The following is a 22,967-nucleotide window of genomic DNA, read 5'->3' as shown; positions in this document are numbered from 1 at the left end:
TCACCACCTCCATGATTAGAAAAGGTATCAAAAAAATCAACCCAGCAAAACATGGGTTGATTTATTGATGATTAATTAATTATGCGTTGGGATTCTTACGGATCGTAAAGTTACGACTGCTTGAACGTTGACGTCCTGAATCACGTTTACGACTTGAATCATGATCGCGGCGATTGCCACCATGATTTGAATCGCGGTTACCATTGCCACGACGATCGCCACCACGTGCGCCATCTTTATGCGTATAACCACGACCATGGCTGTTACGGCTATGGCCGCCACCATTACGTGAACGTGATGAAACCTTACGAGATGGTAATGGACGCTCTGGCGCAATATGCACAGGCACCTCATTAGCATCTTTAACCATCGTCTTCAATAAGACAGCAGCTAATTGCTCTGGCGTGAACTTCTCAAGTAACTCTTGGGCAGCACCTTCGAAACGCTTGAGGTCATCCTTTTCAGCAAGCTTGGCAATCGTTGCATTTGCTGCATTGATTTGGCCACGCAATGCTTCTTTAGGGGTAGGTGGCTTGAGAGGTGTAAGACGCACACGAGTTAACTCTTCAATTGCATGTAAGTAACTCATTTCGTTAGGCGCAACGAAAGTCACCGCAACACCAGTTGCACCAGCACGACCCGTACGGCCAATACGATGCACATAACTGTCTGGATCTTGGGGAATGTCATAATTATAAACATGGGTCACACCAGAAATGTCCAAACCACGTGCAGCGACATCCGTTGCAACCAGGTATTGTAATTCGCCATTCTTGAATTGACGAAGTACGCTCATCCGTTTCTGTTGTGTCAAATCGCCATGGATACCTTCAGCATTGTAACCACGAGCTTGTAGACCCTTAGTTAATTCGTCAACACGGCGCTTAGTCCGACCGAAAATCAAAACTAATTGTGGATCTTGAACATCGAACAAGCGAGTCATCACGTCAAAGCGCTCGAATTCTTTGCTGCGTACATAGTACTGATCAATTAAGTCGGCAGTTAATTCTTTCGACTTAATCTTGACAATTTTTGGTGATTGCATAAATTTCTCAGCAATGTTTAAAATCTGTTTAGGCATCGTCGCAGAGAAAAGCAAAGTTTGATGTTCATTAGGAACATGCGTTAGGATGCTTTCAATATCTTCAATGAAACCCATATCCAACATTTCATCGGCTTCATCAAGCACAACTGTGTGGATATGTTCAAGTTTGACCGTACGACGATTGATATGATCCAGCAAACGTCCAGGGGTTCCAACTAAGATTTGAGGGGCATCCTTCAAGCTACGAATCTGACGACCAATATCAGCGCCACCATAAACGGCTTGAACACGGACACGTTTTGCACGTCCTAAACGTGAAAGTTCTTCTTGTGTTTGAACAGCCAATTCACGTGTTGGTGAAATCACCAAAGTTTGAATGTTATGGTTATCCATATCAACTTTTTGTAATGTTGGTAACCCGAAAGCAGCCGTTTTACCTGTCCCAGTTTGGGCCTGACCTAAAACGTCATCACCTGCTAAAACAAGTGGAATGGTCTGTTCCTGAATTGGGGTTGTTTCTGTGAATCCAGCGCGCTGGATTGCATCGAGCAATTTATCATCTAGATTGAGTTCTGAAAATTTCAAAAAATATCCTCCTATGTTCTGAAAAAAACAATTACATCACAGTAGGCTTTCATAACTCATCCAACAAAAACTGCTTGCAATCACTTTTTTCACTAGCACTGTTCTAACAGCGTTCTTATTATAGTAACATTAATAACCTGAAATCTCAAGTGTAAGAGACTAGAGATGTTTTCTGAAAAATATCAAGTAAAAAGAGCGGCTATTCATTGGAAAAGCCGCTCTTGCTTGTTATTACTTAATTAAATCGTGTTGTGAATGAAAAATATGCTTACAATAATCCCTTAAGCACACGATCGAAGTGCATCCCATTGCTAGCCTTCAATAAAATTAAATCACGATAGTGACTATTTATCTGCAGATCCTTAATCAGTTGCTGTTGTTCAGAAACTGGATAGTAATGAAGCTGTTCTGGCGTATAATCATCCTGCAACGCCTCATAAAGTGCCTTCATTTCTGGACCGTATAAGTAAACTTCATCAATTTTTTCTGGTGACAGATCTGTTGCTAACCCGGCATGCAATTCAGCAGACTTTTCGCCGAGTTCCAGCATATCGCCCAACACTGCAATATGATGGCCCGTTCCAGCCACCTGGGCGAAACTTTGAAGAATCTTATGAACGGCAGTTGGATTTGAATTATAGACATCGCTCAGAATCATCGCACCACAATCACTCTTGACCCACTGATTGCGATTTTCTGTCGGTTGAAAGTCAACCAGTGCTTCTGCCATCTTTTCTGGAGCAATGTGGAATAAACGGCCGACCGTTAGTGCAGCCATCGCGTTCATAATGTTGAATTCACCCATCATTGGAATCTTAAAGGTGAGATCAGGCCACCGATCGACTGTGAATTCACTATATTCGGCGCCGAGTTTCATTGATGTCTTGTAGAGATAATTGTCATCATGATTGCCAAATGTCAACGGTTGCCATTTTTCTGCGCGGGAAGTTAAGAGCGGCTCATCCCCATTAATGATCAGCACACCATCTTCCTTTAACCCATTGGTAATCTCAATTTTAGCATCCGCGATCTTATCACGGGTACCGAAAAATTCGATGTGTGCTTCACCAATCATCGTAATCACCGCAACATCAGGCTCAACCATCTTACTTAAAAAAGTTAACTGACCAGGACGATCCATTCCCATTTCAACGACCAACACCTCGGTATTAGTTGCCATTTCAAGAATCGTCAGCGGTACACCGATACCATTGTTGTGATTGCCTTGTGTCTTTGCAGTGCGATTCTGGGTCGCCAAAATTGCCGCAATCATATCCTTGGTCGTCGTCTTACCATTACTGCCCGTCACTGCGATAACTTTCGGATTAACTTTCATCAAATAATACTTGGCTAAGCCTTGCAGAGCGACCAATGGGTCATCGACATCGACGACTAATAGATTGGTTGGTCGATTGGGATGGCCTGTTTGCCAAAAAGTAGCGACTGCGCCAGTTGCTTGTGCGTTAGCAACGAAGTCATGACCATCACGCGTCCCTTGGAGTGGCACAAACAAACTGCCGAGTTCTGCATGGCGACTGTCAATTGCGACGTTAGTGATCATTGTTTGTTGAAACTGGTTTAATTGATTTTCTGGAATCATCGCGCCAACGGCTTGAGCAATTTCAGATAATGTCATTTTCATTTGATTCGTTCCTCACTCTTTTGATGGTGCAGATTGATCTTAAAGGTTCGCTGCGATTGCTTTCTTAGCTTGATAGCGTTCAAGTCCCAGTTTGATTAAGTCATCAATCAATTCTGGATAGCTGACGCCACTTGCTTGCCACAGATAAGGATACATCGAAAACTTCGTGAACCCAGGTAACGTTTGGATCTCGTTGAGATAAACCGCACCATCTGCATCCAAGAAGAAGTCAGCTCGAGTTAAGCCACTCGCACCAACTGCATTAAATGCCAAAATTGAATACTTCTGAACGGCTGCCAATTGTTCTGCGGAAATACTTGCGGGAATAATCAATTTTGTCGAACCATCAACAAATTTCGATTCATAATCATAAAATTCCTGCTTCTTGCCGATCTCACCGGCAATTGAAGCCCGTGGTTGCTCGTTACCAAGTAACCCAACGGCTAACTCACGCGCATTCTTGATCCCTTTTTCAATAATGACCCGATTGTCATACTTGAAAGCGAGCGCTAAGGCTGCTTCTAGTTGAGACTGATCATCGACTTTCGTAATGCCGATGCTTGAACCTGCATTGGCTGGCTTCACATAAACAGGATAGCCCAATTTGTCAGTCACTTTTGCAAAAAGTAGTTCATGATCGGTGACGGTCTGATAATCTGTAGCTAAAACAGGAAGATATGGTACTTGCGGAATGCCGAATTCATCAAAGATGATCTTTGACATAATTTTATCCATAGCGACTGCACTGGCACGAATCTCTGCGCCAACATATGGCACATCAAGAACTTCAAGCAATCCTTGGATAGTCCCGTCTTCGCCATACGTCCCGTGGATCATTGGAAAAACAACCGTATCCTTCGCATTGGCTAGTTCTTCTAATTCAAAACGCGTCCCGAATGAATGTGCCGGTTCCTGACGCCAACTTGCTTCTTCTGCCACATCCATCTTAAGTGCCTGATCTGCGTCAACTGGCGCCGTGATTGGCAGCCCTTTGATGAACTGGCCTTCGTGGGTGATATAAACTGGAATCACTTCGTACTTACTGTAATCAATTGCCTCAAGTGCAGAATGTGTACTCATGATTGTGACATCATGTTCAACCGTGCGACCACCATACATCAAGTAAAGTTTCATCAGTTCGTGACCTCCTCATAATCAAAAAAATAATGTTTGAAAACATGGTGTTGCCAATTTGTCTTAAAAAACTATCATACTACAAAAGAACACCGATAAAACAATGTGACCAAAAATTTACTCAACTTATTTTACCTTTTTCAGGCGCTTAAGCCAACCAAATCAAAAAAAAAATAACAGCTGTCGTTAAAATAAATGTCGACGTGGTTGGGTTTCGTCGCACGATTCATTCGGATTCAATTCGACGGTATTCCCCAGCTTTTCTCCCACTGATTGCTGAATCAAAGTCTAAAAATCACGTCACTACTCGCACCAAAAAAAGGTTTCGAATCAGCATCTGCTCATTCGAAACGTTTTTGAAATCATTATTTTTTAGTTGTGGTCAACTCTCGAGTAGAAAAACGTACCCAGATGAGATTGATCATGACCAACACTGTTGATGAAATAAAGACACCACTGTAACCGAAAGAACCAGAAACAAATGATCCCAACATTGGCCCGATGACATTTCCAGTCGCTTGAAATGACTGATTATAACTGAAAATACGTCCGGTAATTTCGTGTGGTGCATACTTAGCAAGTAAGGTTTGAACCTGCGGCAACATCGCTGCATCGACGATGCCGACCAAGAAACGCAGGAATCCGAGTTGCCAAATATTCTGAACGAAAGCCTGTGGCCAATAGACTAGCAAGCCAAGCACTAGACCAAAGAGTAAAATCTTGTGGGTGCCAATCCGATCTCCCAATGCACCAAACCTTGGCGCGGCGATCAACGTCGCAATCCCGGGAATTGATGCGATAATGCCACTCGCAATATTTAAACCGCTTGATTGCCCCATCAACTGACGGACATAAAGACTCAGGACTGGGTTGATTGAATTATTTGATGCTTGAATAATCAGTGTGGTGACAAACATCCCAAAGATAATCTGTGGATGAGAAAGACTCTGAAATAATTCTTTGACTGGCTTCTGTTCACTTCGCGCAATTGGTGTGAAATGTTCATGAACCATGAACACCGTCAACAAGAAGACGATGAATAATAACGACCCCGTAATGAAGAACGTGGCACGATATCCAAAGGCAGTCGCCACAATTCCACCCAATAATGGGCCTAGGAGCGTTCCTGTGACGTTACCAGTAGTCAGTGTCCCGAGTGCCTGTCCACTACGCTCACGAGGCGTTTCTGTGGCAATTAAGGCATTAGCATTACTAATATAGCCTGAGAAAACACCTTGTAAAAACCGGAGCGCGACTAATTGATAAACATTGGTGACTAATCCCATTAAGGCGATGACAATGGCCATTCCCAAGGAAGCGCGCATCAGCATTAATTTTCTACCTTTAGCGTCGGCTAATCTGCCCCACATCGGCGAAATAACGGCAGTAACCAAAAATGTCGATGAGAAGGTGATCCCACTCCAGAGGTTCAATTGGACCTGAGAGAACTTGCCTAGCGAATCAATATATAGCGACATGAACGGTGTGATTAGACTAAACCCGATACCTGCCATAAAGTTACCAAACCAAAGGACATGTAGGTTCTGTTGCCATTCAGGCAGCTTTCTTTTTTTGTTCACTTTTGTCACGACTTCACTCCGTTCTGTGACGATTTGAAAAAATAGAGGCTAGAACAGGATGTCCTGTTCCAACCTCTATCCCAGATGATATCATCAATTAATTACTTGTCTGAGTTAGCATCTGTAAAACCATACTTCTTGTTAAAGCGATCAACACGACCATCTGCTTGGGTAAACTTCTGCTTACCAGTGTAGAATGGATGTGAGTCTGAAGTGATTTCCACACGTACTAATGGATATTCTTCGCCTTCAAATTCAACAGTTTCTTTTGATTGCTTAGTTGATCCAGCGACAAACTTGAAGCCAGTCGATGAATCCATGAATACAACTTTATGATAATCTGGATGAATGCCTTGTTTCATAATTTTCCTAACTCCTTTTCCCTAACATATTTGCTATGCTAGAGTCCATCTACTCAAAGTTTCTAACAATTACCAATGTTACCATGTTCAGGTTAAATTTACAATGCTTTTTTTTCGACAAGTGAATGATCATCCAGCTCAGTATCCTCTGGGTCCTCATCTTCATTCAGCATTTCGACATCGGCGCCCAAACGTTCGAGCTTCCACATCACACGATCATAGCCACGCAAAATATTCTCCACCTTATGAATCGTGGTGATGCCTTCTGCCATTAATCCGGCAATCATTAGTGAAGCACCCGCACGGATCTCATCTGCAGTGACATCTGTTCCTTGTAACTTGTCAGTATGATGTAACAAAATAATATCGTTCTCAACGGTAATATTGGCACCCATTCGCACAAGTTCGGGTACATGACGCACGCGTTTCGGATAAATCGTGTCGACGATCATACCTTCGCCTTGTGCTTTCAACAATAGTGGCGTGATTGGTTGTTGTAGATCGGTCGCAAAACCTGGGTAAGGCATCGTTTTGACCGTGACCATCTTCAGATCGCCAGTTGGATAAACATAAATACAATCTTCAACGATTTCGAAATGAACACCAATCTCCTCCATTTTTGCTAAAAAGGAGTCTAAATGTTCACTAATAATATTCTTCACCGTAATACCATTACCAATTGCAGCGGCCATCGCCAAATAAGTTCCTGCTTCAATGCGATCAGGAATGATGGTATGCGAATTGCGCGCGTACAAATGTGGAACCCCATCGATACGAATCGTATCTGTTCCCGCGCCCCGGATCTTAGCCCCCATATTATTCAGAAAAGTTGCTAAGTCGATGATTTCGGGTTCTTTGGCAACATTCTCGATGGTTGTTGTTCCAGTTGCACGAACCGCGGCTAAAATAACGTTGATCGTTGCACCAACGGAAACCATGTCAAAGTAAATTTTTGCCCCGTGTAGTCCCTCAGGTGGCGCTTGAATAAACATCGCCCCTCGCTCGTTACTGACCGTTGCGCCCAAGGCTTCAAAGCCCTTAATGTGCTGATCAATCGGGCGTGGACCAATATCGTCTCCACCAGGTAAACCAACGATAGCACGACCAAAGCGACCTAATAAGGCTCCCATAAAATAATATGAGGCCCGTAAGCTCTTGATTTTACCATTGGGTAATGGCTTAGAGATGATGGCCGTAGGGTCAATCTCTAAGCACGTTCCCGTTAATTCAGAAGGAACATTCATGTCAACCAGAATCGATCTTAAATTTGAAACGTCTTGAATCAAAGGAACACCATCAAGTTGAACCTTCGACTCGGAAAGAATTGAAGCGGGAATCAGTGCAACCGTACTATTCTTCGCACCGCCGATGACAACTTCACCGGATAATTGCTTTCCGCCGTGGATAATCATTTTTTTCATGTGGCAGGTTCCTTATCGTCTTGTAATTGCGAGAATAATTCGAAGTGATTTACGTTTTTTTCATTAAAAAACTTATCTTAGTATGATGCTAAAATGTTTGAGGTGCTGCATCTAGTCATCATCTACAATCATATAGAATTCAGCTATAAAAAACAAGACTTTTGTTGAAAGTACCTCATGAAAAGCCTTTCCATTTTCACAATTTAAAATGAGGGCATCCGTCAAAAACACCCATCGATTCTTTGAAAACAATCGATAGGTGTTTTAAAAAGTTAGTGTCTAGTCAACGCGATTACTTCGCTGCAACTTCCCAGTCATGTTCTGGTAAGTCAGAAGCTGCCTTGATGAATGCTTTGAACAAGCCTTCTGGACGCATTGGACGCGATAGAAATTCAGGATGGTATTGTGCCGCAACGAAGAATTTTTGTGTTGGTAATTCGATAATTTCAACGAGACGATTATCGGGTGAAACTCCCGAGAAGACAAAACCATGTGCAGCCATCTCATCACGGAACTTATTATTAAATTCATAGCGATGACGATGACGCTCTTGGATCACACTCTGATTGTCATAAGCAGCAGCTGCAACCGAACCAGGTTTGAGTTTGCATGGATAAAGTCCCAAACGCAAGGTACCCCCGATATTCTCGACGTTCTCTTGATCAGCCATCAGATCGATGATGTTATGTTTCGTATTGCTGTCAACTTCAGTTGTGTTAGCATCTTCATAGCCCAAAACATCGCGTGCAAATTCAACACAGGCCATCTGCATTCCCAGACAAATTCCTAAGAATGGAATGTCATTTTCACGTGCATATTTGATGGCAGCAATTTTACCTTCAAGGCCACGATTGCCGAAGCCACCGGGCACTAAAATCCCCTGTGTATCGCCTAAGATCTCAGCCGCATTCTCATTGGTGAGATCTTCTGCCTGAACCTTGACTAGGTCGATATCAGAATCGAATAAATAACCCGCATGCTTCAACGCTTCAGATACCGAAATATAAGCATCTTGTAATTCGACATATTTACCAACCAATGTAATTTTTGTCTTGTGGTCAAGATGTTGGACACGTTGTTCCAGCGTCTGCCATTGTGCCATATCTGCCTTTGGTGTGTTCAAGTGCAGATAATCGCAGACAATCTGATCCATATTCTGTTTTTGTAAGTTCAGCGGAATCGAATATAGCGTTTGAACATCGAGTGATTCAATGACTGCTTCAGGATCAACATCACAGAAGGAAGCAATTTTATTACGCATTTCTTGAGAAATTGGTTTTTCAGTACGAACAACCAAGATATTTGGTTGAATACCGACACTTCTTAATTCCTTCACACTATGCTGCGTTGGTTTAGTTTTCATTTCGCCAGCTGCACGCAAGTAAGGCACTAAGGTCGTGTGAATGTAAACAACATTCTCTGCACCGACTTCGGCTTTCATCTGACGCAAAGCTTCCAAGTAAGGCAATGATTCGATATCACCAACAGTCCCACCGACCTCAGTGATGATCACGTCTGAATCGGTTGTATTGGCAGCGCGCATGATTTTATCTTTGATCATGTCCGTAATATGTGGGATCACCTGCACTGTTGCGCCGTTATAATCGCCACGGCGTTCACGTTTGATGACCTCAGAATAAATTTTACCCGTTGTTACATTCGAATAACGATTCAAGTCGTTGTCAACGAAGCGTTCATAATGACCCAAGTCCAAGTCTGTTTCTGCACCATCGTTAGTGACGAAAACTTCACCATGTTGGTAGGGATTCATTGTGCCGGGATCAACGTTCAAATAAGGATCGAATTTTTGCATAGTTACTTTCAATCCACGGTTCTTAAGTAAACGGCCAAGTGATGCTGCCACAATACCTTTACCTAATGAAGAAACGACGCCACCGGTTACGAAGATATACTTTGTCATTTTGACACTCCTTTTGAAATTGTGAGATGCACAGGGGAATCTTAAAAAAACAAAACAAAGCCTCCTATCTCAGTTGCTGAGAATAGGAGGCTTTGACGCGATTGCCTTTACTCAAAGAAGTAAAGTGCCCAAAAGATATAGTACCTAGAATTGATGAAAACGTCAAGTCATTCTACCTCACATTTTCAAAAACTTGCTTTCACACAGACGTCAACATAAAAAAGCCAATTTCAAATCGCCGTCATACGACCGCCGGCTTCATCTATGACCTGTCTTTTGATCAAAATGACGTTGACTTTAAGCGTTAAACTAGCCCCGACTTCTGGCAAAATGTTATCTTAAAATTGATCAGAAGGAGGTTTTGACAATGGACAGTTTACAATCGGTCTTTAAGTTTATGGTTGCAAGTACCGTGATTGTTGGCGGTGTTTTAATCGGTGGCACACTGCTCGCATCTAAAAAAATTGATGAGGCCGGCGACAAACTACGACATAAATTACAGCGTTAAAGGATGACTAAGAATTCGCTGGACGTCTGCTGATGCCAGCGTTTTTTTAATTGTTGACAGCCGTGTTAATCATTGCGTCTAAGTTAGCTAAGCACACCAGAATCATTGGCATAGAAAAGAGCTACGATTCAATTTAATCGTAGCTCAGAAGAAACAGATGTGAATAATTAACGGAAAGGACTAGTTTTCGTCGTTAGTCTCATCGCCGTCATCATCAGTATCGGCATCATCGTCTGCACTGAAATCGGCATTGTCCGTATCAACGAGTTCATCATCATTAAACTCAGATAATTGGCCTTCAATGCCATCATCCAGTTCATCTGTATCATCGTCATCATCATTGTCATCGAGATCACTGATACTTGGTGTTGCTTTAAACGGCGCAACAGAAGGTGTATCGGTCGTGTCATCTTCCTCATCGGTGTCTGCCACGATCAACGTATCATCATCTTCTGGATCATCATCATTATAGTCGATGACGTCATCGTCGTCAGAAACATCTGCCAAGAAGGCATTGACCTTGTGACGACGTTTCTTACGAGGTGTTTCTTCATCATCTTCTGGATGGTTAACTTCTTCATCAACTGAATCGAATGGGTACCACTCGCGTAAGCCCCAAACATTCTCACCTAAAGAAATAAAGCTACCATCTTCATTTAAATCTGTATAAAATTGGCCTAAACGGGCACGAATTTCTTCGTCGCGTTTGCCTAAATAGGTTTGAATTTGGTTAACAATATCAGCAAAAGACATTGCTTCGCCGCGTTCTTCTAGAATCGCGTGAGCAACCTCAATCATTGATAGTTCGGATTTCTTCTGACCCGCAAAAATTTCTAGTTGCACGGGGACACATCCTTTCAGCAATCTACTTTTAATCATACTCGCCTAACGCTGGAAAATCAATCTTAATTGATATTTTCCTAACGCTTGTTGTTGCGTCAACAACTGATAATCAACTTCAATTCGACCACTCGATGCGTCGTCTGCGCGCTGAATATCGATTCGTGTCGTGTGAATCATCAACGGAATTTGACCGTACGGCGTCGCATAGGCCATTTCCACCTCTTGATTGAGATAAAAATGAAATTGGACCCGCAACTGACCTTGACCACGAGTGAGAATGATCCCGCCATCTTCTTGAAGTTTAAATGTGACTGGCGTTTGCGTACGTGTTTCTCGATCATGCTCCTCATAACGAAGGTAGCTCGTCGTCCCTATCTGGATCAATTGACCAGGTTCGTTGAAACGATGATCTTCAATCTGACCATCTTGTTCTAAATGCGTCCTTAATTGAATCTGAATAGGAATTTGCGTTTTGTTTTCCAGTTTGGATCACACCTCCTCACAACAATCATCCCGATAACTGACCCCACCTCACGATAACTCATGTCAAAATTAACTGAGATTGATTTAATTATAATTCATTTGCGAAACATTGGCAGATAAATTGCATTTTTTATGATAATTTATTCTTTTGTGACGCAAAAAGTCCCGAGTTACGCTATACTTAACTCAGGAAAATCATTTTTTAGTTTTCATCGTTACCTTGAACATCATGCCAACTAATGATTATTCTCATTATTTAGATAAGGAAGTGGTCAGATGCGAAATGTTGTCGTGCTGCCTCGTGAAAAAGTGCTTCGCGATCCTGTTCATAATTACATCCACGTCACACATCAAGTTATCCTTGATTTAATCAATACTTCAGAATTTCAGCGGCTACGTCGCATCAAACAACTGGGTGCCTCGGCCTTTACCTTCCACGGTGCTGAGCATTCACGATTCACCCATTCACTCGGCGTTTATGAAATCACCCGACAAATTTGCAATAATTTTCAACGCAACTATCCTTCAAGAACACCCGGCGATGGCTTGTGGGATGATCACGAGCGGATCGTTGCTTTATGTGCGGCGTTGCTGCACGATATTGGGCATGGCCCCAATTCACATACCTTTGAACATATCTTCAATACGGATCACGAGGCAATTACCCGTGCAATTCTCACGTCGCCCGATACTGAAGTCAATCATGTCTTGAAAGAAGTCAGCGATACCTTCCCAGAAGAAGTTGCCAGTGTGATTGCCAAAACTTATCCGAATCCACAAGTCGTTCAGATGATCAGCAGTCAGATCGATGCCGATCGCATGGATTATCTACTACGCGACGCTTATCATACCGGAACTAAATACGGCATGTTCGATCTTACTCGTATTTTACGTGTGATGCGCCCTTACAAAAATGGCATTGCATTTGAAAGTAACGGCATGCACGCCGTGGAAGATTACATCGTTTGTCGTTTCCAAATGTATCAGCAAGTCTATTTCCATCCCGTCAGTCGCTCGATGGAAGTGATTCTAGATCATCTCCTACATCGTGCTAAATTTTTATATGATCATGGCCAAATGACTGATGGCCAGACACCCACCTTACTCGTACCATTCTTAGAGAATGATTTTTCATTGAAAGACTATTTGAGACTCGATGATGGCACCCTGACCACATACTTCACCATGTGGCGTGATTTCCCCGATGATATTTTACACGATCTAGCTTCACGTTTCTTAGATCGTCGGCCGCTTAAATCTGCCCGGTTCACACAAGAGACTCGCGATTTGATTCCAGCATTACAACGTTTGATCGAAGAAGCAGGGTTCGACCCGAATTATTATACGGCGATCAACGATAGTTATGATTTACCTTATGATGCTTATGACCCTTCATCACGTGAGCCCAAAACGCAGATTGAATTGATGGAACAAGATGGTACGTTACGCGAGCTTTCCACAGTTAGCCCAATTGTGGCAGCAATTACCGGTAAAAGTACCGGCGACGAGCGCTTCTTCTTCCCACGGGAAATGATTTATCCCGATGAACTTCAACTATTCGAACCTCTTTATCAACAGTTCAAACAGTATCTACACAATGATAGTTTAGTGGACCCTGCTAAAGGCTAATTCGTTTCAAAAAATAAATAGAAAGCGAGCGATAAGATGTTTAAAGAATTCAAGATTTTCATCTCACGAGGAAATGTTCTCGACCTAGCCGTTGGTGTTTTAATCGGTGGTGCGTTTAATAACTTAGTCACCTCTCTAACCAAAAATTTACTCAGTCCGTTGATCGGTCTGTTCGTCAATTCGATCAACCTCTCATCCATTAAGTTTTCTGCTGGCGCGGCAACGTTCACCGTTGGAGCATTTCTAGATGACGTCATTCGTTTTTTGATCATGGCCTTCGTGATTTTCCTGATTGTGAAAGGTTTCAACCATTTACGCGATCGTAACGCGACTGCAGAATCCGAGGAAGAACCAGAAACAATTCCTGCAGAACAAGCCTACTTAAAAGAGATCCGCGACCTACTTGCGGCACAATCAACCCATTCTGACCAGCAATCCTAATTGTGTGTGATTGCAATCGATCTCAATTCAAAAAGCTTCACGACAAAATTATTGTCGTGAAGCTTTTTTCGATTGACGACTTGAATTAATTCAATGAATTAACAATTAAGGTTGAACGAAACGATTAACAAACAATGGGCTGACTGCCTCATTTTCATGAATACGGCGAATTGCATCACCAATTAATGGGCCAACAGAAACTTGAATCATCTTATCGATGACTTTTTCTTCTGGTAAGTTGATGGAATCAGTCACGACCAAACGTTTGATTGCTGAATCCGTGATTCGTTGAATAGCTGGGCCAGAAAGAACAGGATGTGTACAGCAAGCATAGACTTCAGTAGCGCCCGCATCAACCAACGCTTGTGCGGCAAGTGTGATCGTGCCAGCGGTATCGATCATGTCATCGATAATGATGGCGCGTTTGCCCTTAACATTACCAATGATATTCATCACCTCTGCGACGTTAGCTCTTGGCCGACGTTTATCGATGATGGCAATTGGTGCCTTCAAAAATTCAGCCAAACGACGTGCACGACTCACGCCACCATGATCTGGTGAAACGACAACGGCACCTTCTTCGAGGTGATTAGCCAAGAAGTAGTCTGCCAAAAGTGGTGATCCGACTAAATGATCCACCGGAATATCGAAGAAGCCTTGAATTTGAGCTGCGTGTAAATCAAGGGCAACGATCCGGTCGGCACCGGCACGTTGCAACATATCTGCGACTAATCTTGCCGTGATCGGTTCACGTGCTCTGGTCTTACGATCTTGACGCGCATAACCATAGTACGGAATAACGGCATTGATCGTCTTAGCTGACGCACGACGCAAGGCATCGATCATAATCAATAATTCCATCAGATTATCGTTAACAGGTGCTGAGGTTGATTGAATCAAATAGATGTCACAGCCACGAATACTCTCATCGATATTGATTTGAATTTCGCCATCTGAGAAACGCGTCACTGAAGATTTACCGAGCGGTACACCTACAGCATCCGCAATTTTTTCTGCGAGTGGTTTGTTCGAATTCAGTGCAAAAATTCTGAGCTTTGAATCTGCATAATTAGTTGTCATCGTTTCCTCCCAATTTTAGACCCATTAGATTAAATTTTATAACCAATTCTGGTCATGAGCAAGCGGTAATTTTTGCCAGTAGTCGTTTTTGTTCACTTGACGTGCACGAGCGATCGCCATCGCGTGTTCCGGCACATCGTCTGTAATCGTTGATCCAGCGGCGACGAAACTATGATCTTCTAGTTTAAGAGGCGCAATTAAATTACTATTACTGCCGATAAAACTATGGTCGCCAACTGTTGTATGAAATTTCTGAACGCCATCGTAATTCACGAAGACAACCGCGCAACCGACATTAATATCCTCACCGAGGGTAGCGTCGCCGACATAGGTGAGATGACCAATTTTTGTACGTGCTCCAATTGTTGCATTCTTGATTTCGCAGAAGTTACCGACATGAACTTGCTCACCAATGATTGCTTTTGGACGCAAATGACTATTGGGTCCAATATCCGAACCATTCATCATCTCAGCCTCTTCAATTGTCGAGCTGGTCACATGGACGCCATCGTGAAGCTTGGCATCGATGAGTTCAGAATGAGCGCCGATATAACAATCACTACCAATCTCAGTGTGACCTTTAATCGTCACTTCACCTTCAACAATCGTGTCAGCAGCAATTTTGACATCAATATCAATATGCGTCGTTGCGGGATCAACCAAAGTCACCCCATTGCGCATGTGTGCTTCATTGATGCGCTGTTGCATGATTTGAGTTGCCTTGGCAAGCGCGACCCGATCATTCACACCCAATGACTCTGAAAAATCAGGCATTTGATAAGCGGCAACAATACCGCCAGCCGCCTTGATAATTTCAATGACATCTGTCAGATAGTACTCGCCCTGTGCATTGTTATTGGTCACTTGATGCAGTGCATTGAACAGGGTCTGATTGTCGAAGCAGTAGACACCCGTATTGATTTCTGTCACGGCTGCTTCCTCACGTGAAGCGTCCTTTTGCTCCACAATTTTTTCAACGATGCCCAAGTCATTACGAATAATCCGACCATAACCCGTTGGATCATCTGCCTTAGCAGTTAAAATAGTGGCTTTTGCACCCTTTGCTTGATGATAGGCGAAGAGCTTCTCGAAAGTCTTGGCGGTCAATAAGGGTGTATCGCCACTGACGATCAGTGTCATACCTTCTTTATCACCGAGTCGTTCCTCAGTCTGCAAAACTGCGTGGCCGGTCCCTAATTGTTGCTCCTGAAAAGCATATTCACTGCGTTCTCCTAGCAAACTTTCAACGGCTTCAGCGCCGTGACCTACAATTGTCACAATCTGATCCAAACCCGCTGCTTCAACTTGTGTTAAAACATGGTCAACCATTGCGCGTCCACAAACACGATGCAAAACTTTGTAGAGCTTTGATTTCATCCGAGTTCCCTGACCTGCAGCCAGAATTACGGCATAACGACTTGACATAATGAACTTCCCTTCATCTCGTTCAAATTAGATAATACTTCTAGTTTATGATAGCTTACTACGACAACTTTCTCAATATCAATGCAAATAAAAGCAACTATTCCTGTGCAGCGGTCAGTTTATCTAGATAATTCCCCAACTGCACCTCAATCTGTGCAGCACGCGTATCGATCTCAACGACTTTTAATAATGAGGTATAGTCTTGAACCAATCGTTGACCACTAAAGTTGGCTTCGGCAAAAACGGTGATGCCAACAAGATGCGCGTTGAATTCTTTCAGAAGATCGTGCATCCCACGTACAGTACCGCCGCCCTTCATGAAATCATCGACGATTACGACGTTTGCTCCCTCAGAAAGACTCCGTTTAGAAAGCTCCATCTTTTGAATTCGGTCAGATGACGCGGAAACGTAATTGACGCTGACGGTAGCACCCTCGGTAATTTTGGCATCACGACGAGCAATCACAAAAGGAACACCTAAATAGCTGGCGACGCTTTGTGCAATGGGAATTCCCTTGGTGGCAACGGTCATCACCGCATCGACCTTCTGACCGGCATATTGGGCCGCAATTAATCGGCCGATAATCTTCAAATCGTTCGGATTTCCTAGTAAATCGGACAGATATAAATAGCCGCCGGGCAAGAGTCGCTCATTATCAGCGAGTTTCGTGGCTAAAGCCTGCAAAAATTCACGTGCAACCGCCGGACTGACACCTGGAAAATATTCGACACCACCCGCAGCACCCGGTAATGTCTGAACATTGCCGAGACCTCGCGCTTTAAACGCACGTTTGATAATCGCCAAATCTTCACTGATCGATGATTTAGCAGAATTGTAACGTTGCACAAAAAAAGGCAACGAAACTAATTGTCGTGGATGGTCTAACAAAAAGTTGGTCATATCGATTAAACGGTCACTGCGTTTTACTTTCATTTCCAATAACTCCTCAGTTTTAATAAGTGGATGAATCCGTTCATGAGCGCACGATAAAATGACTGATCATCATCGACCGTTGCCCAGTCACAACTTACGTCAGAAAGGTAACAAAACGAAGACTTTATCGATCATTGTTCGTCTTTTTATCATACCACAAAAATTATCTAAAATTATAGTCTTGATGCATAAACTTCGAGAAGAATCATGACGCAAAAAGAGACCACAGTCAGCACTGTGATCTCTTCAATCTAAATCTTATTCTGTGATAAACTCGTTCTTGTCGAATTCGATTGCAATCGATTTCGTTAGTAGGTCCGTGTAACTATATGACACTCGTTCAAAAGCATTCTCGTCTTGATTCAAATCAACGACGAAAACTGCGGGATATGTTTCCTTCAAAGTCCCATGGCGACGCGTGATCTTCTTACGACCAGCTTGCGCAACAACGGTTAAATGCTGACCGATATGATCGTCTAATTGATGCTTGATTGTTGATAGTGACATTGGCATATGCACCCACTCCTTGTGAAACATTATAACACGAATTATGAAAGAAGACAAGATGCTCAATGTTCGTTGAAAAACGTCGTCTAATCAAGCTATCGGCACACATTTTGTTTTAATGTTTCGCGAATCGTTCGGCGCATTGATCGGTTAAGGCAATGAATTGATCGATGGATAATTGTTCTGCGCGCACTTGTGCTGGTAAATCCAAGGATGAAATCAAATCAACAATCTGATCTCGCTGATTCTTACCGAAGATATGGCATAAGTTATTTTGAAGGCTTTTACGACGTTGTTGAAAGCTGCCAGTCACAATCTTTTCGAATAATTCTGGCTCGCTGATTCGATAAGGTGATTCGGTATAACGTTGTAGAACCAAGACGGCAGAATCAACGTTTGGTTGCGGGACAAATGCTGTTTTAGGAACGATTGCGGCAATATTTGTTGCCATTAAAGTCTGTACACTGATACTCAGCGAACCATAATGTTTGCTCTTTGGTTTGGAGGTAATCCGTTGTGCAACTTCCTTTTGCATCATTAGGACCAGCCGATCCGGTTGAATCTCACCTTGAATCAAATTAAACATGATTGGTGTCGTAATATAATATGGCAAATTCGCAACGACTTTAACAGCGCCATGACCTGGGTAGGACGCAAGCAGCGTCTTCAAATCCGTCTTTAAGATATCTTGATTGATCACCTGAACATTATCATATGGCGCCAACGTCTCATCTAAAATCGGCATCAATCTTGAGTCGATTTCGACCGCGATGACTTGCTGCACACGTCGAGCAAGTTGTTCGGTTAATGAGCCGATGCCCGGACCGATTTCGACAACAATATCTGTGGGTTGTAGGTCTGCCGCGTCAACGATTTCTGATAAAACTCGTTGGTTGGTCAGGAAATTCTGTCCAAGACTTTTCTTAAATTGAAACCCATAGCGACGCAAAATTGCTTGCGTTCGAATGGGATCCGCGATATCTAGCGCGTGTATTTCAACCATCAAGCCATCTCCGTTTCTATTTCCGCCATAGCCGCCTTCAATTCTGACAACGTGATTTGGAACATCTGCAATTTCGCCGCCAACTGTTTACCGTTCGCATAACCAATATGCAATCGATCCCCTAATAATTCGCGACGATGTTTAGCTTCGGGACCGGCAATCAATCCAAAATACATCAGAACCTCACGCGGAATCAAGTCAACCTCAGTCGTGTCTGTGCTTAAGATATTTTTTAAACACGCACGCAAATCTTCGGCAGATGCATGTTCAACGCCCAGACTACCCTTACCATTTGGCTTGGCTTGTGAGCGTGGTAGAAATGCTTGTTTCGCCTCAGGGACAACTTCTAAGACCTTACGGCGAATTCGCTCGCCATTAAAATCCGGATCCGTTAAGATCACGATCTCGCGAGTTTGTGCAATCGTTTCGATTTGTGCCAATATCGTCTCCGGCACTGCGGAGCCTTGTGTTTCGATCGTGTCGATCTCACCAAAGACTTCTCGCAGACGACGGGTGTCATCTCGGCCTTCAACTATGATTACTTGGTTGATCATCCTTCATCCTCTAAACTTAAATTAAAAACTTCATGAGCATTTCGATAAGTTTGCTGAGCAATCGTCGCCACAGGCAATCCCAACGTATCAGCGATTCCTGTGGCAACATAATAACTATAGCCTGGCTCGTTTTGACGACCGCGATATGGCATCGGCGTTAAGTATGGGGCATCCGTTTCAACCAGCAGCTTATCCAATGGCGTTTGACGCAGACTTTCACGCAGGTAATCAGCATTTTTAAATGTGACGACGCCACTGTATGATAGATATGCTCCGAGATCAAGAAACGGCTTGACCCAAGATGGCTCCGCGTTAAAACTGTGCATGATGATTCGACCCGCAGGCAAATTGGCAGCTTTCAGCAAGTCGTACGTTTCCTGCAACGCTTCTCGGCTGTGAATCGAGACCGGCAAGTCTAAGGCTTTTGCTAACGCCAATTGTTTGGCAAAAACCTCTCGTTGGACCTCACGCGGTGAAGTATCCCAATGATAATCCAGACCGATTTCACCAATTGCAATCACTTTGGGTAACTGCAATTGGTGCTTGAGCTCCGCTTCAGCTGCGGCATCGAAGTTCTTGGCATCTTCTGGGTGCCAGCCAACGATGGCATATAACTGGTCAAATTGCTCAGCAAGCTTAACTGCACCACGGTTCAATACTGTATTCGATCCCACGATCGCCATTTTGACCACACCGAGTTGTGCTGCATGTGCGACAAATTCGGCTTCTTGTCCAAGAAACGCTTCGTCGTTCAAATGCGTATGTGTATCAAAGATTTTAACCAATCAGTGCACCATTCTCATGTTCAGCACCTACAATAGCTAATTGAACATGGCCTTGTTCATCTTCGGAAGAGAGCAACATCCCGTTAGAAACTTCACCGCGAATTTTACGAGGTTTCAAATTCGTTACGGCCAAGACTTTTTTGCCAACCAATTCTTCGAACTGTGGATAGAATTCGGCGATGCCTGACAAAATTTGACGCTGCTCGTGATTGCCAAGATCCAATTGGAACTTCAACAACTTGTCTGCGTGTGCGACCTTCTCGACACTTAAAATTTCAGCAACTTTAATCTCAACTTGATCAAATTGTTCGAAGTTGATTTCTTTCTTGCCTGTTTCAGCGGGCTTTGTTTCTGGTGCTGGCTTCTTCTGTTCCTTCGCCATTTGAGCCTTGATATAAGCAATCTCTGCTTCACGATCTAACCGTGGGAAAATTGGTTCACCCTTTGCGACCACTTGACGCTCTGCAGGAAATTGACCGAAGACAGGATGGCTATCCTGTAACTCATCTTCACGCAATCCTAATTGGGCAAAGATTTTCTTTGGTGCGTGGGTCATCATCGGTTGAATCAAAATTGCAATGATCCGCAAACTCTCAGCTAAATGTCCCATCACATTCGCGAGTTCGTCTTTTTGTGCAGGATCCTTAGCTAAATTCCATGGCTCTGTCTCGTCAATATATTTGTTGGCACGGCTAACTAATTGCCAAATAGCTTCCAGTGCAGCAGGGAATTGATAATGATCCATCGCGTCATCATAATTCTCGATCGTTGTGGTTGCTGTCTGTGCAAGTTGAGCATCGAAGGCTTGACGCTCACTCAACGTTGCCGGAACTTTGCCAGCTTCATATTTGTTGATCATGGCAACGGTCCGATTCAATAAGTTGCCCAGATCATTGGCCAAGTCAAAATTGATCCGATCAACAAAATCTTCAGGCGTGAAGACGCCATCGTGTCCAAATGGAAAGGCGCGCATCAAATAATAACGCAACGCATCGAGGCCGTAACGTTCAACCAACATTTCTGGATAAACGACATTGCCTTTCGATTTTGACATCTTGCCATCTTTCATCAACAACCAACCATGACCATAGACCTGCTTAGGTAATGGTAAATCGAGTGCCATCAAAATAATTGGCCAATAAATGGTGTGGAAGCGGACAATTTCTTTACCAACAAATTGGACATTAGCTGGCCAATACTTATCAAATAAACTTTGATCATCCGAACCATAACCTAATGCCGTAATATAGTTCAACAAGGCATCGACCCAAACGTAAACGACATGTTTAGGGTTACTTGGAATCGGCACACCCCAATTAAAAGTCGTCCGCGACATTGCCAAGTCTTCCAAACCAGGTTTGATAAAATTATTGATCATTTCATGCTTGCGTGTTTCTGGCTGAATGAATTGTGGATTCTCATCATAGTAAGCAAGCAAACGATCGGCATACTTGCTCATTTTGAAGAAATAAGATTCTTCACTGACCAATTGCACTTCGTGGCCTGAGGGTGCCTTACCACCGATGACCTTGCCCTTTTCGTCGCGATAAACTTCGGCTAATTGAGATTCGGTGAAATATTCCTCATCAGAGACGGAGTACCAACCCGTATACTTCCCTAAATAAACATCACCTTGTTTAATCAAGCGTTCAACAATCTTTTGAACGGCTTTGACATGATACTCATCCGTCGTCCGAATAAATTTGTCGTTAGTGATTTCCAGCAGTTGCCACAATTTCTTGATACCTGCAGCCATTTTATCGACGTAAGCTTGTGGTGTGATACCTTGAGCTTCGGCTTTTTGCTCGATTTTAAGTCCGTGTTCATCGGTTCCCGTTAAGAAAAAGACATCGTAACCCTTAAGGCGTTTGTAACGTGCCAATGAGTCCGTTGCAATCGTTGTATATGAATTCCCAATCGTTAATTTACCTGATGGGTAATAAATAGGTGTTGTAATGTAATAAGTTGGTTTTGCCACTCGAAAAACCTCCAGCATTCGTTAATTCATAGTTGATATTATAGCACAGCCTGTGTGAAACCACGGGGTAAAATTAAGGATCTCTTGAGACCTTCGTTACTTTTTGAAACATAGTACTGATTGTCAGCAATCTTTGAAGCCTTCAACAGAATAAATCGCGCGCAATATAGGTTTAGAACAAATCGAGTTGCTCATCGCCTGGCGCTCGATAATTCAACCCGAGTAATTCACTAAATCGAAGCGCATTATCAGCCGCATCAAAATTGGCATTGTTGTTAAAAATAATATAATTGCGATCCACTTGCCGACTCACCTGCTGGACTTTCTCAGCAAGCTCGACCAGTTCCGGCTCAGAATAACGATACAACGTCCGCCCTTTTTTGCTGCCAAAACCCTTCTTCGCCCAATTCTCAGCGTTGCGTCCATGAAAGCGCCAAAAGCTTAACTGCGGCGTCGTGATCAGGGGAACTAATGGGACGCTTTCTTCACCAACGTCCGGCTCGTCGATATTTGCAATCGTGATCTGCAATTCTCGTAAGAGTGTTACTAATGACCGTTGAAACTCGGGTCGATACCAACTCCGGTGACGCAATTCCAAGAGTATCGGCAGCTCCGGTAATTGTTTGCGAGCAAATTTTAAATAATTCAATGTCGTTTCAGTTAAGGTAAAATCTGGCGGAAACTGTAATAAGATGCCGCCAACTTTACCCCGCTGTTGAATTGGTGCGATGGTCTTTAGAAAGTCCTGAAATAGCTGTTCATAAGTTTGATTGACTGCTAATTCTGTCTGCCAGGTCAGTTCGCGCGGCACCTTCAAAATAAACTTGAATTCCTCTGGCACCTGCAACGCCCACTTCTCAGTCACACTTGGGGCCTTTAAACCGTAGAAAAAGGTGTCCAATTCCACGATTGGAAAAACTTCCGCGTAATCACGCAGAGCTAGTTTTTTGAGATTTGGCAGCAAATGAGGATGTTCACTCCAAGTTGTTAAGCCTATCGCATCCATCTGATCACCTCACGTTTAGTTTACCTTAAAGCGAGTGTAATTGAAAAGCGTCATCTTTTGTTTTTATTGAATGCGGTTTCGCCAACTTGCACAAAAAGTTT

At 43.2% G+C, this 22,967-nt stretch carries 21 protein-coding genes; 3 read left to right on the top strand and 18 right to left on the bottom strand.

The window, feature by feature from the left end; all coding sequences use genetic code 11:
- Positions 1–79: 79 nt before the first annotated feature.
- The 7 genes from cshA to FC15_RS07145 all read right to left on the bottom strand — a co-directional run bounded on the left by cshA (position 80) and on the right by FC15_RS07145 (position 9,690).
- The gene (gene cshA / locus FC15_RS07175) at positions 80–1,630 is read right to left on the bottom strand and encodes a degradosome RNA helicase CshA (protein WP_057825316.1); all 1,551 of its coding nucleotides are present in this window, start codon (positions 1,628–1,630) and stop codon (positions 80–82) included.
- Between the two features lie 268 nt (positions 1,631–1,898).
- Complete coding sequence (locus tag FC15_RS07170) at positions 1,899–3,272, bottom strand: UDP-N-acetylmuramoyl-tripeptide--D-alanyl-D-alanine ligase (RefSeq protein ID WP_057825314.1); 1,374 nt, start codon at positions 3,270–3,272, stop codon at positions 1,899–1,901.
- A gap of 39 nt (positions 3,273–3,311) precedes the next feature.
- Positions 3,312–4,406: a D-alanine--D-alanine ligase family protein gene (locus tag FC15_RS07165; RefSeq protein ID WP_057825312.1), complete on the bottom strand. Its 1,095-nt coding sequence runs from the start codon at positions 4,404–4,406 to the stop codon at positions 3,312–3,314.
- Positions 4,407–4,771: 365 nt separating this feature from the next.
- Positions 4,772–5,995 (bottom strand): multidrug efflux MFS transporter, encoded by a 1,224-nt coding sequence (locus FC15_RS07160; protein ID WP_057825311.1) that lies wholly within the window; start codon positions 5,993–5,995, stop codon positions 4,772–4,774.
- Between the two features lie 92 nt (positions 5,996–6,087).
- Positions 6,088–6,348: a type B 50S ribosomal protein L31 gene (locus FC15_RS07155; protein ID WP_057825309.1), complete on the bottom strand. Its 261-nt coding sequence runs from the start codon at positions 6,346–6,348 to the stop codon at positions 6,088–6,090.
- Between the two features lie 98 nt (positions 6,349–6,446).
- On the bottom strand, positions 6,447–7,769 hold the full coding sequence (locus FC15_RS07150; protein WP_057825307.1) for a UDP-N-acetylglucosamine 1-carboxyvinyltransferase: 1,323 nt from the start codon (positions 7,767–7,769) through the stop codon (positions 6,447–6,449).
- A 292-nt stretch (positions 7,770–8,061) separates the two neighbouring features.
- Positions 8,062–9,690 (bottom strand): CTP synthase, encoded by a 1,629-nt coding sequence (locus FC15_RS07145; RefSeq protein WP_057825306.1) that lies wholly within the window; start codon positions 9,688–9,690, stop codon positions 8,062–8,064.
- Positions 9,691–10,057: 367 nt separating this feature from the next.
- Here FC15_RS07145 and FC15_RS09260 point away from each other — a divergent pair, with 367 nt between their 5' ends.
- Positions 10,058–10,198: a hypothetical protein gene (locus tag FC15_RS09260; RefSeq protein WP_169790187.1), complete on the top strand. Its 141-nt coding sequence runs from the start codon at positions 10,058–10,060 to the stop codon at positions 10,196–10,198.
- A gap of 180 nt (positions 10,199–10,378) precedes the next feature.
- Here the strand turns inward: FC15_RS09260 and rpoE are convergent, their stop codons facing one another.
- A complete protein-coding gene (gene rpoE / locus FC15_RS07135) occupies positions 10,379–11,041 on the bottom strand; it encodes a DNA-directed RNA polymerase subunit delta (RefSeq protein ID WP_307724956.1) in 663 nt (220 codons plus the stop codon).
- Positions 11,042–11,083: 42 nt separating this feature from the next.
- Positions 11,084–11,494: a YwiB family protein gene (locus FC15_RS07130; protein ID WP_268872206.1), complete on the bottom strand. Its 411-nt coding sequence runs from the start codon at positions 11,492–11,494 to the stop codon at positions 11,084–11,086.
- A gap of 306 nt (positions 11,495–11,800) precedes the next feature.
- Between FC15_RS07130 and FC15_RS07125 the strand changes: the two genes are divergently transcribed.
- Both FC15_RS07125 and mscL read left to right on the top strand, forming a co-directional pair.
- Positions 11,801–13,153 (top strand): HD domain-containing protein, encoded by a 1,353-nt coding sequence (locus FC15_RS07125; RefSeq protein ID WP_057825299.1) that lies wholly within the window; start codon positions 11,801–11,803, stop codon positions 13,151–13,153.
- 36 nt (positions 13,154–13,189) lie between these two features.
- Positions 13,190–13,594 (top strand): large conductance mechanosensitive channel protein MscL, encoded by a 405-nt coding sequence (gene mscL / locus FC15_RS07120; protein WP_057825298.1) that lies wholly within the window; start codon positions 13,190–13,192, stop codon positions 13,592–13,594.
- 105 nt (positions 13,595–13,699) lie between these two features.
- Here mscL and FC15_RS07115 read toward each other — a convergent pair whose 3' ends face one another.
- The 9 genes from FC15_RS07115 to FC15_RS07075 form a co-directional block, all read right to left on the bottom strand.
- Complete coding sequence (locus tag FC15_RS07115; protein WP_057825296.1) at positions 13,700–14,674, bottom strand: ribose-phosphate diphosphokinase; 975 nt, start codon at positions 14,672–14,674, stop codon at positions 13,700–13,702.
- A gap of 36 nt (positions 14,675–14,710) precedes the next feature.
- Positions 14,711–16,099 (bottom strand): bifunctional UDP-N-acetylglucosamine diphosphorylase/glucosamine-1-phosphate N-acetyltransferase GlmU, encoded by a 1,389-nt coding sequence (glmU, locus tag FC15_RS07110; RefSeq protein WP_057825295.1) that lies wholly within the window; start codon positions 16,097–16,099, stop codon positions 14,711–14,713.
- 97 nt (positions 16,100–16,196) lie between these two features.
- Positions 16,197–17,033 (bottom strand): pur operon repressor, encoded by an 837-nt coding sequence (purR, locus tag FC15_RS07105; RefSeq protein WP_057825293.1) that lies wholly within the window; start codon positions 17,031–17,033, stop codon positions 16,197–16,199.
- 258 nt (positions 17,034–17,291) lie between these two features.
- Positions 17,292–17,546, bottom strand: a complete 255-nt coding sequence (locus tag FC15_RS07100) for a Veg family protein (RefSeq protein ID WP_057825291.1) — start codon at positions 17,544–17,546, stop codon at positions 17,292–17,294.
- 109 nt (positions 17,547–17,655) lie between these two features.
- The gene (gene rsmA / locus FC15_RS07095; protein ID WP_057825289.1) at positions 17,656–18,543 is read right to left on the bottom strand and encodes a 16S rRNA (adenine(1518)-N(6)/adenine(1519)-N(6))-dimethyltransferase RsmA; all 888 of its coding nucleotides are present in this window, start codon (positions 18,541–18,543) and stop codon (positions 17,656–17,658) included.
- Positions 18,543–19,097 (bottom strand): ribonuclease M5, encoded by a 555-nt coding sequence (rnmV, locus tag FC15_RS07090; RefSeq protein WP_057825288.1) that lies wholly within the window; start codon positions 19,095–19,097, stop codon positions 18,543–18,545. Before rnmV ends, rsmA begins: the two co-directional genes overlap by 1 nt.
- Positions 19,094–19,882 carry a TatD family hydrolase gene (locus FC15_RS07085; protein WP_057825287.1) on the bottom strand — a complete coding sequence of 263 codons (789 nt, stop codon included), beginning with the start codon at positions 19,880–19,882 and terminating at the stop codon, positions 19,094–19,096. Before FC15_RS07085 ends, rnmV begins: the two co-directional genes overlap by 4 nt.
- The gene (gene metG / locus FC15_RS07080; RefSeq protein ID WP_057825285.1) at positions 19,875–21,878 is read right to left on the bottom strand and encodes a methionine--tRNA ligase; all 2,004 of its coding nucleotides are present in this window, start codon (positions 21,876–21,878) and stop codon (positions 19,875–19,877) included. The genes FC15_RS07085 and metG overlap by 8 nt, the downstream gene beginning before the upstream one ends.
- Before the next feature lie 154 nt (positions 21,879–22,032).
- Positions 22,033–22,866 (bottom strand): DUF72 domain-containing protein, encoded by an 834-nt coding sequence (locus FC15_RS07075; protein WP_057825283.1) that lies wholly within the window; start codon positions 22,864–22,866, stop codon positions 22,033–22,035.
- Between the last annotated feature and the right edge of the window lie 101 nt (positions 22,867–22,967).

It is taken from the genome of Lapidilactobacillus concavus DSM 17758, from assembly GCF_001435835.1.
GTDB lineage: Bacteria > Bacillota > Bacilli > Lactobacillales > Lactobacillaceae > Lapidilactobacillus > Lapidilactobacillus concavus.
The sequence above is the reverse complement of the archived record's forward strand: the minus strand, read 5'-3'. Positions and strand labels throughout refer to the sequence as shown.

Excerpts from the sequence above, each read along its gene's own strand:
- FC15_RS07170 (WP_057825314.1), bottom strand. The coding sequence starts at position 3,272 with ATGAAAATGACATTATCTGAAATTGCTCAAGCCGTTGGCGCGATGATT.
- FC15_RS07165 (WP_057825312.1), bottom strand. The coding sequence starts at position 4,406 with ATGAAACTTTACTTGATGTATGGTGGTCGCACGGTTGAACATGATGTC.
- FC15_RS07155 (WP_057825309.1), bottom strand. The coding sequence starts at position 6,348 with ATGAAACAAGGCATTCATCCAGATTATCATAAAGTTGTATTCATGGAT.
- FC15_RS07150 (WP_057825307.1), bottom strand. The coding sequence starts at position 7,769 with ATGAAAAAAATGATTATCCACGGCGGAAAGCAATTATCCGGTGAAGTT.
- FC15_RS07145 (WP_057825306.1), bottom strand. The coding sequence starts at position 9,690 with ATGACAAAGTATATCTTCGTAACCGGTGGCGTCGTTTCTTCATTAGGT.
- FC15_RS09260 (WP_169790187.1), top strand. The coding sequence starts at position 10,058 with ATGGACAGTTTACAATCGGTCTTTAAGTTTATGGTTGCAAGTACCGTG.
- FC15_RS07125 (WP_057825299.1), top strand. The coding sequence starts at position 11,801 with ATGCGAAATGTTGTCGTGCTGCCTCGTGAAAAAGTGCTTCGCGATCCT.
- mscL (WP_057825298.1), top strand. The coding sequence starts at position 13,190 with ATGTTTAAAGAATTCAAGATTTTCATCTCACGAGGAAATGTTCTCGAC.
- FC15_RS07115 (WP_057825296.1), bottom strand. The coding sequence starts at position 14,674 with ATGACAACTAATTATGCAGATTCAAAGCTCAGAATTTTTGCACTGAAT.
- glmU (WP_057825295.1), bottom strand. The coding sequence starts at position 16,099 with ATGTCAAGTCGTTATGCCGTAATTCTGGCTGCAGGTCAGGGAACTCGG.
- purR (WP_057825293.1), bottom strand. The coding sequence starts at position 17,033 with ATGAAAGTAAAACGCAGTGACCGTTTAATCGATATGACCAACTTTTTG.
- FC15_RS07100 (WP_057825291.1), bottom strand. The coding sequence starts at position 17,546 with ATGCCAATGTCACTATCAACAATCAAGCATCAATTAGACGATCATATC.
- rsmA (WP_057825289.1), bottom strand. The coding sequence starts at position 18,543 with ATGGTTGAAATACACGCGCTAGATATCGCGGATCCCATTCGAACGCAA.
- rnmV (WP_057825288.1), bottom strand. The coding sequence starts at position 19,097 with ATGATCAACCAAGTAATCATAGTTGAAGGCCGAGATGACACCCGTCGT.
- metG (WP_057825285.1), bottom strand. The coding sequence starts at position 21,878 with ATGCTGGAGGTTTTTCGAGTGGCAAAACCAACTTATTACATTACAACA.
- FC15_RS07075 (WP_057825283.1), bottom strand. The coding sequence starts at position 22,866 with ATGGATGCGATAGGCTTAACAACTTGGAGTGAACATCCTCATTTGCTG.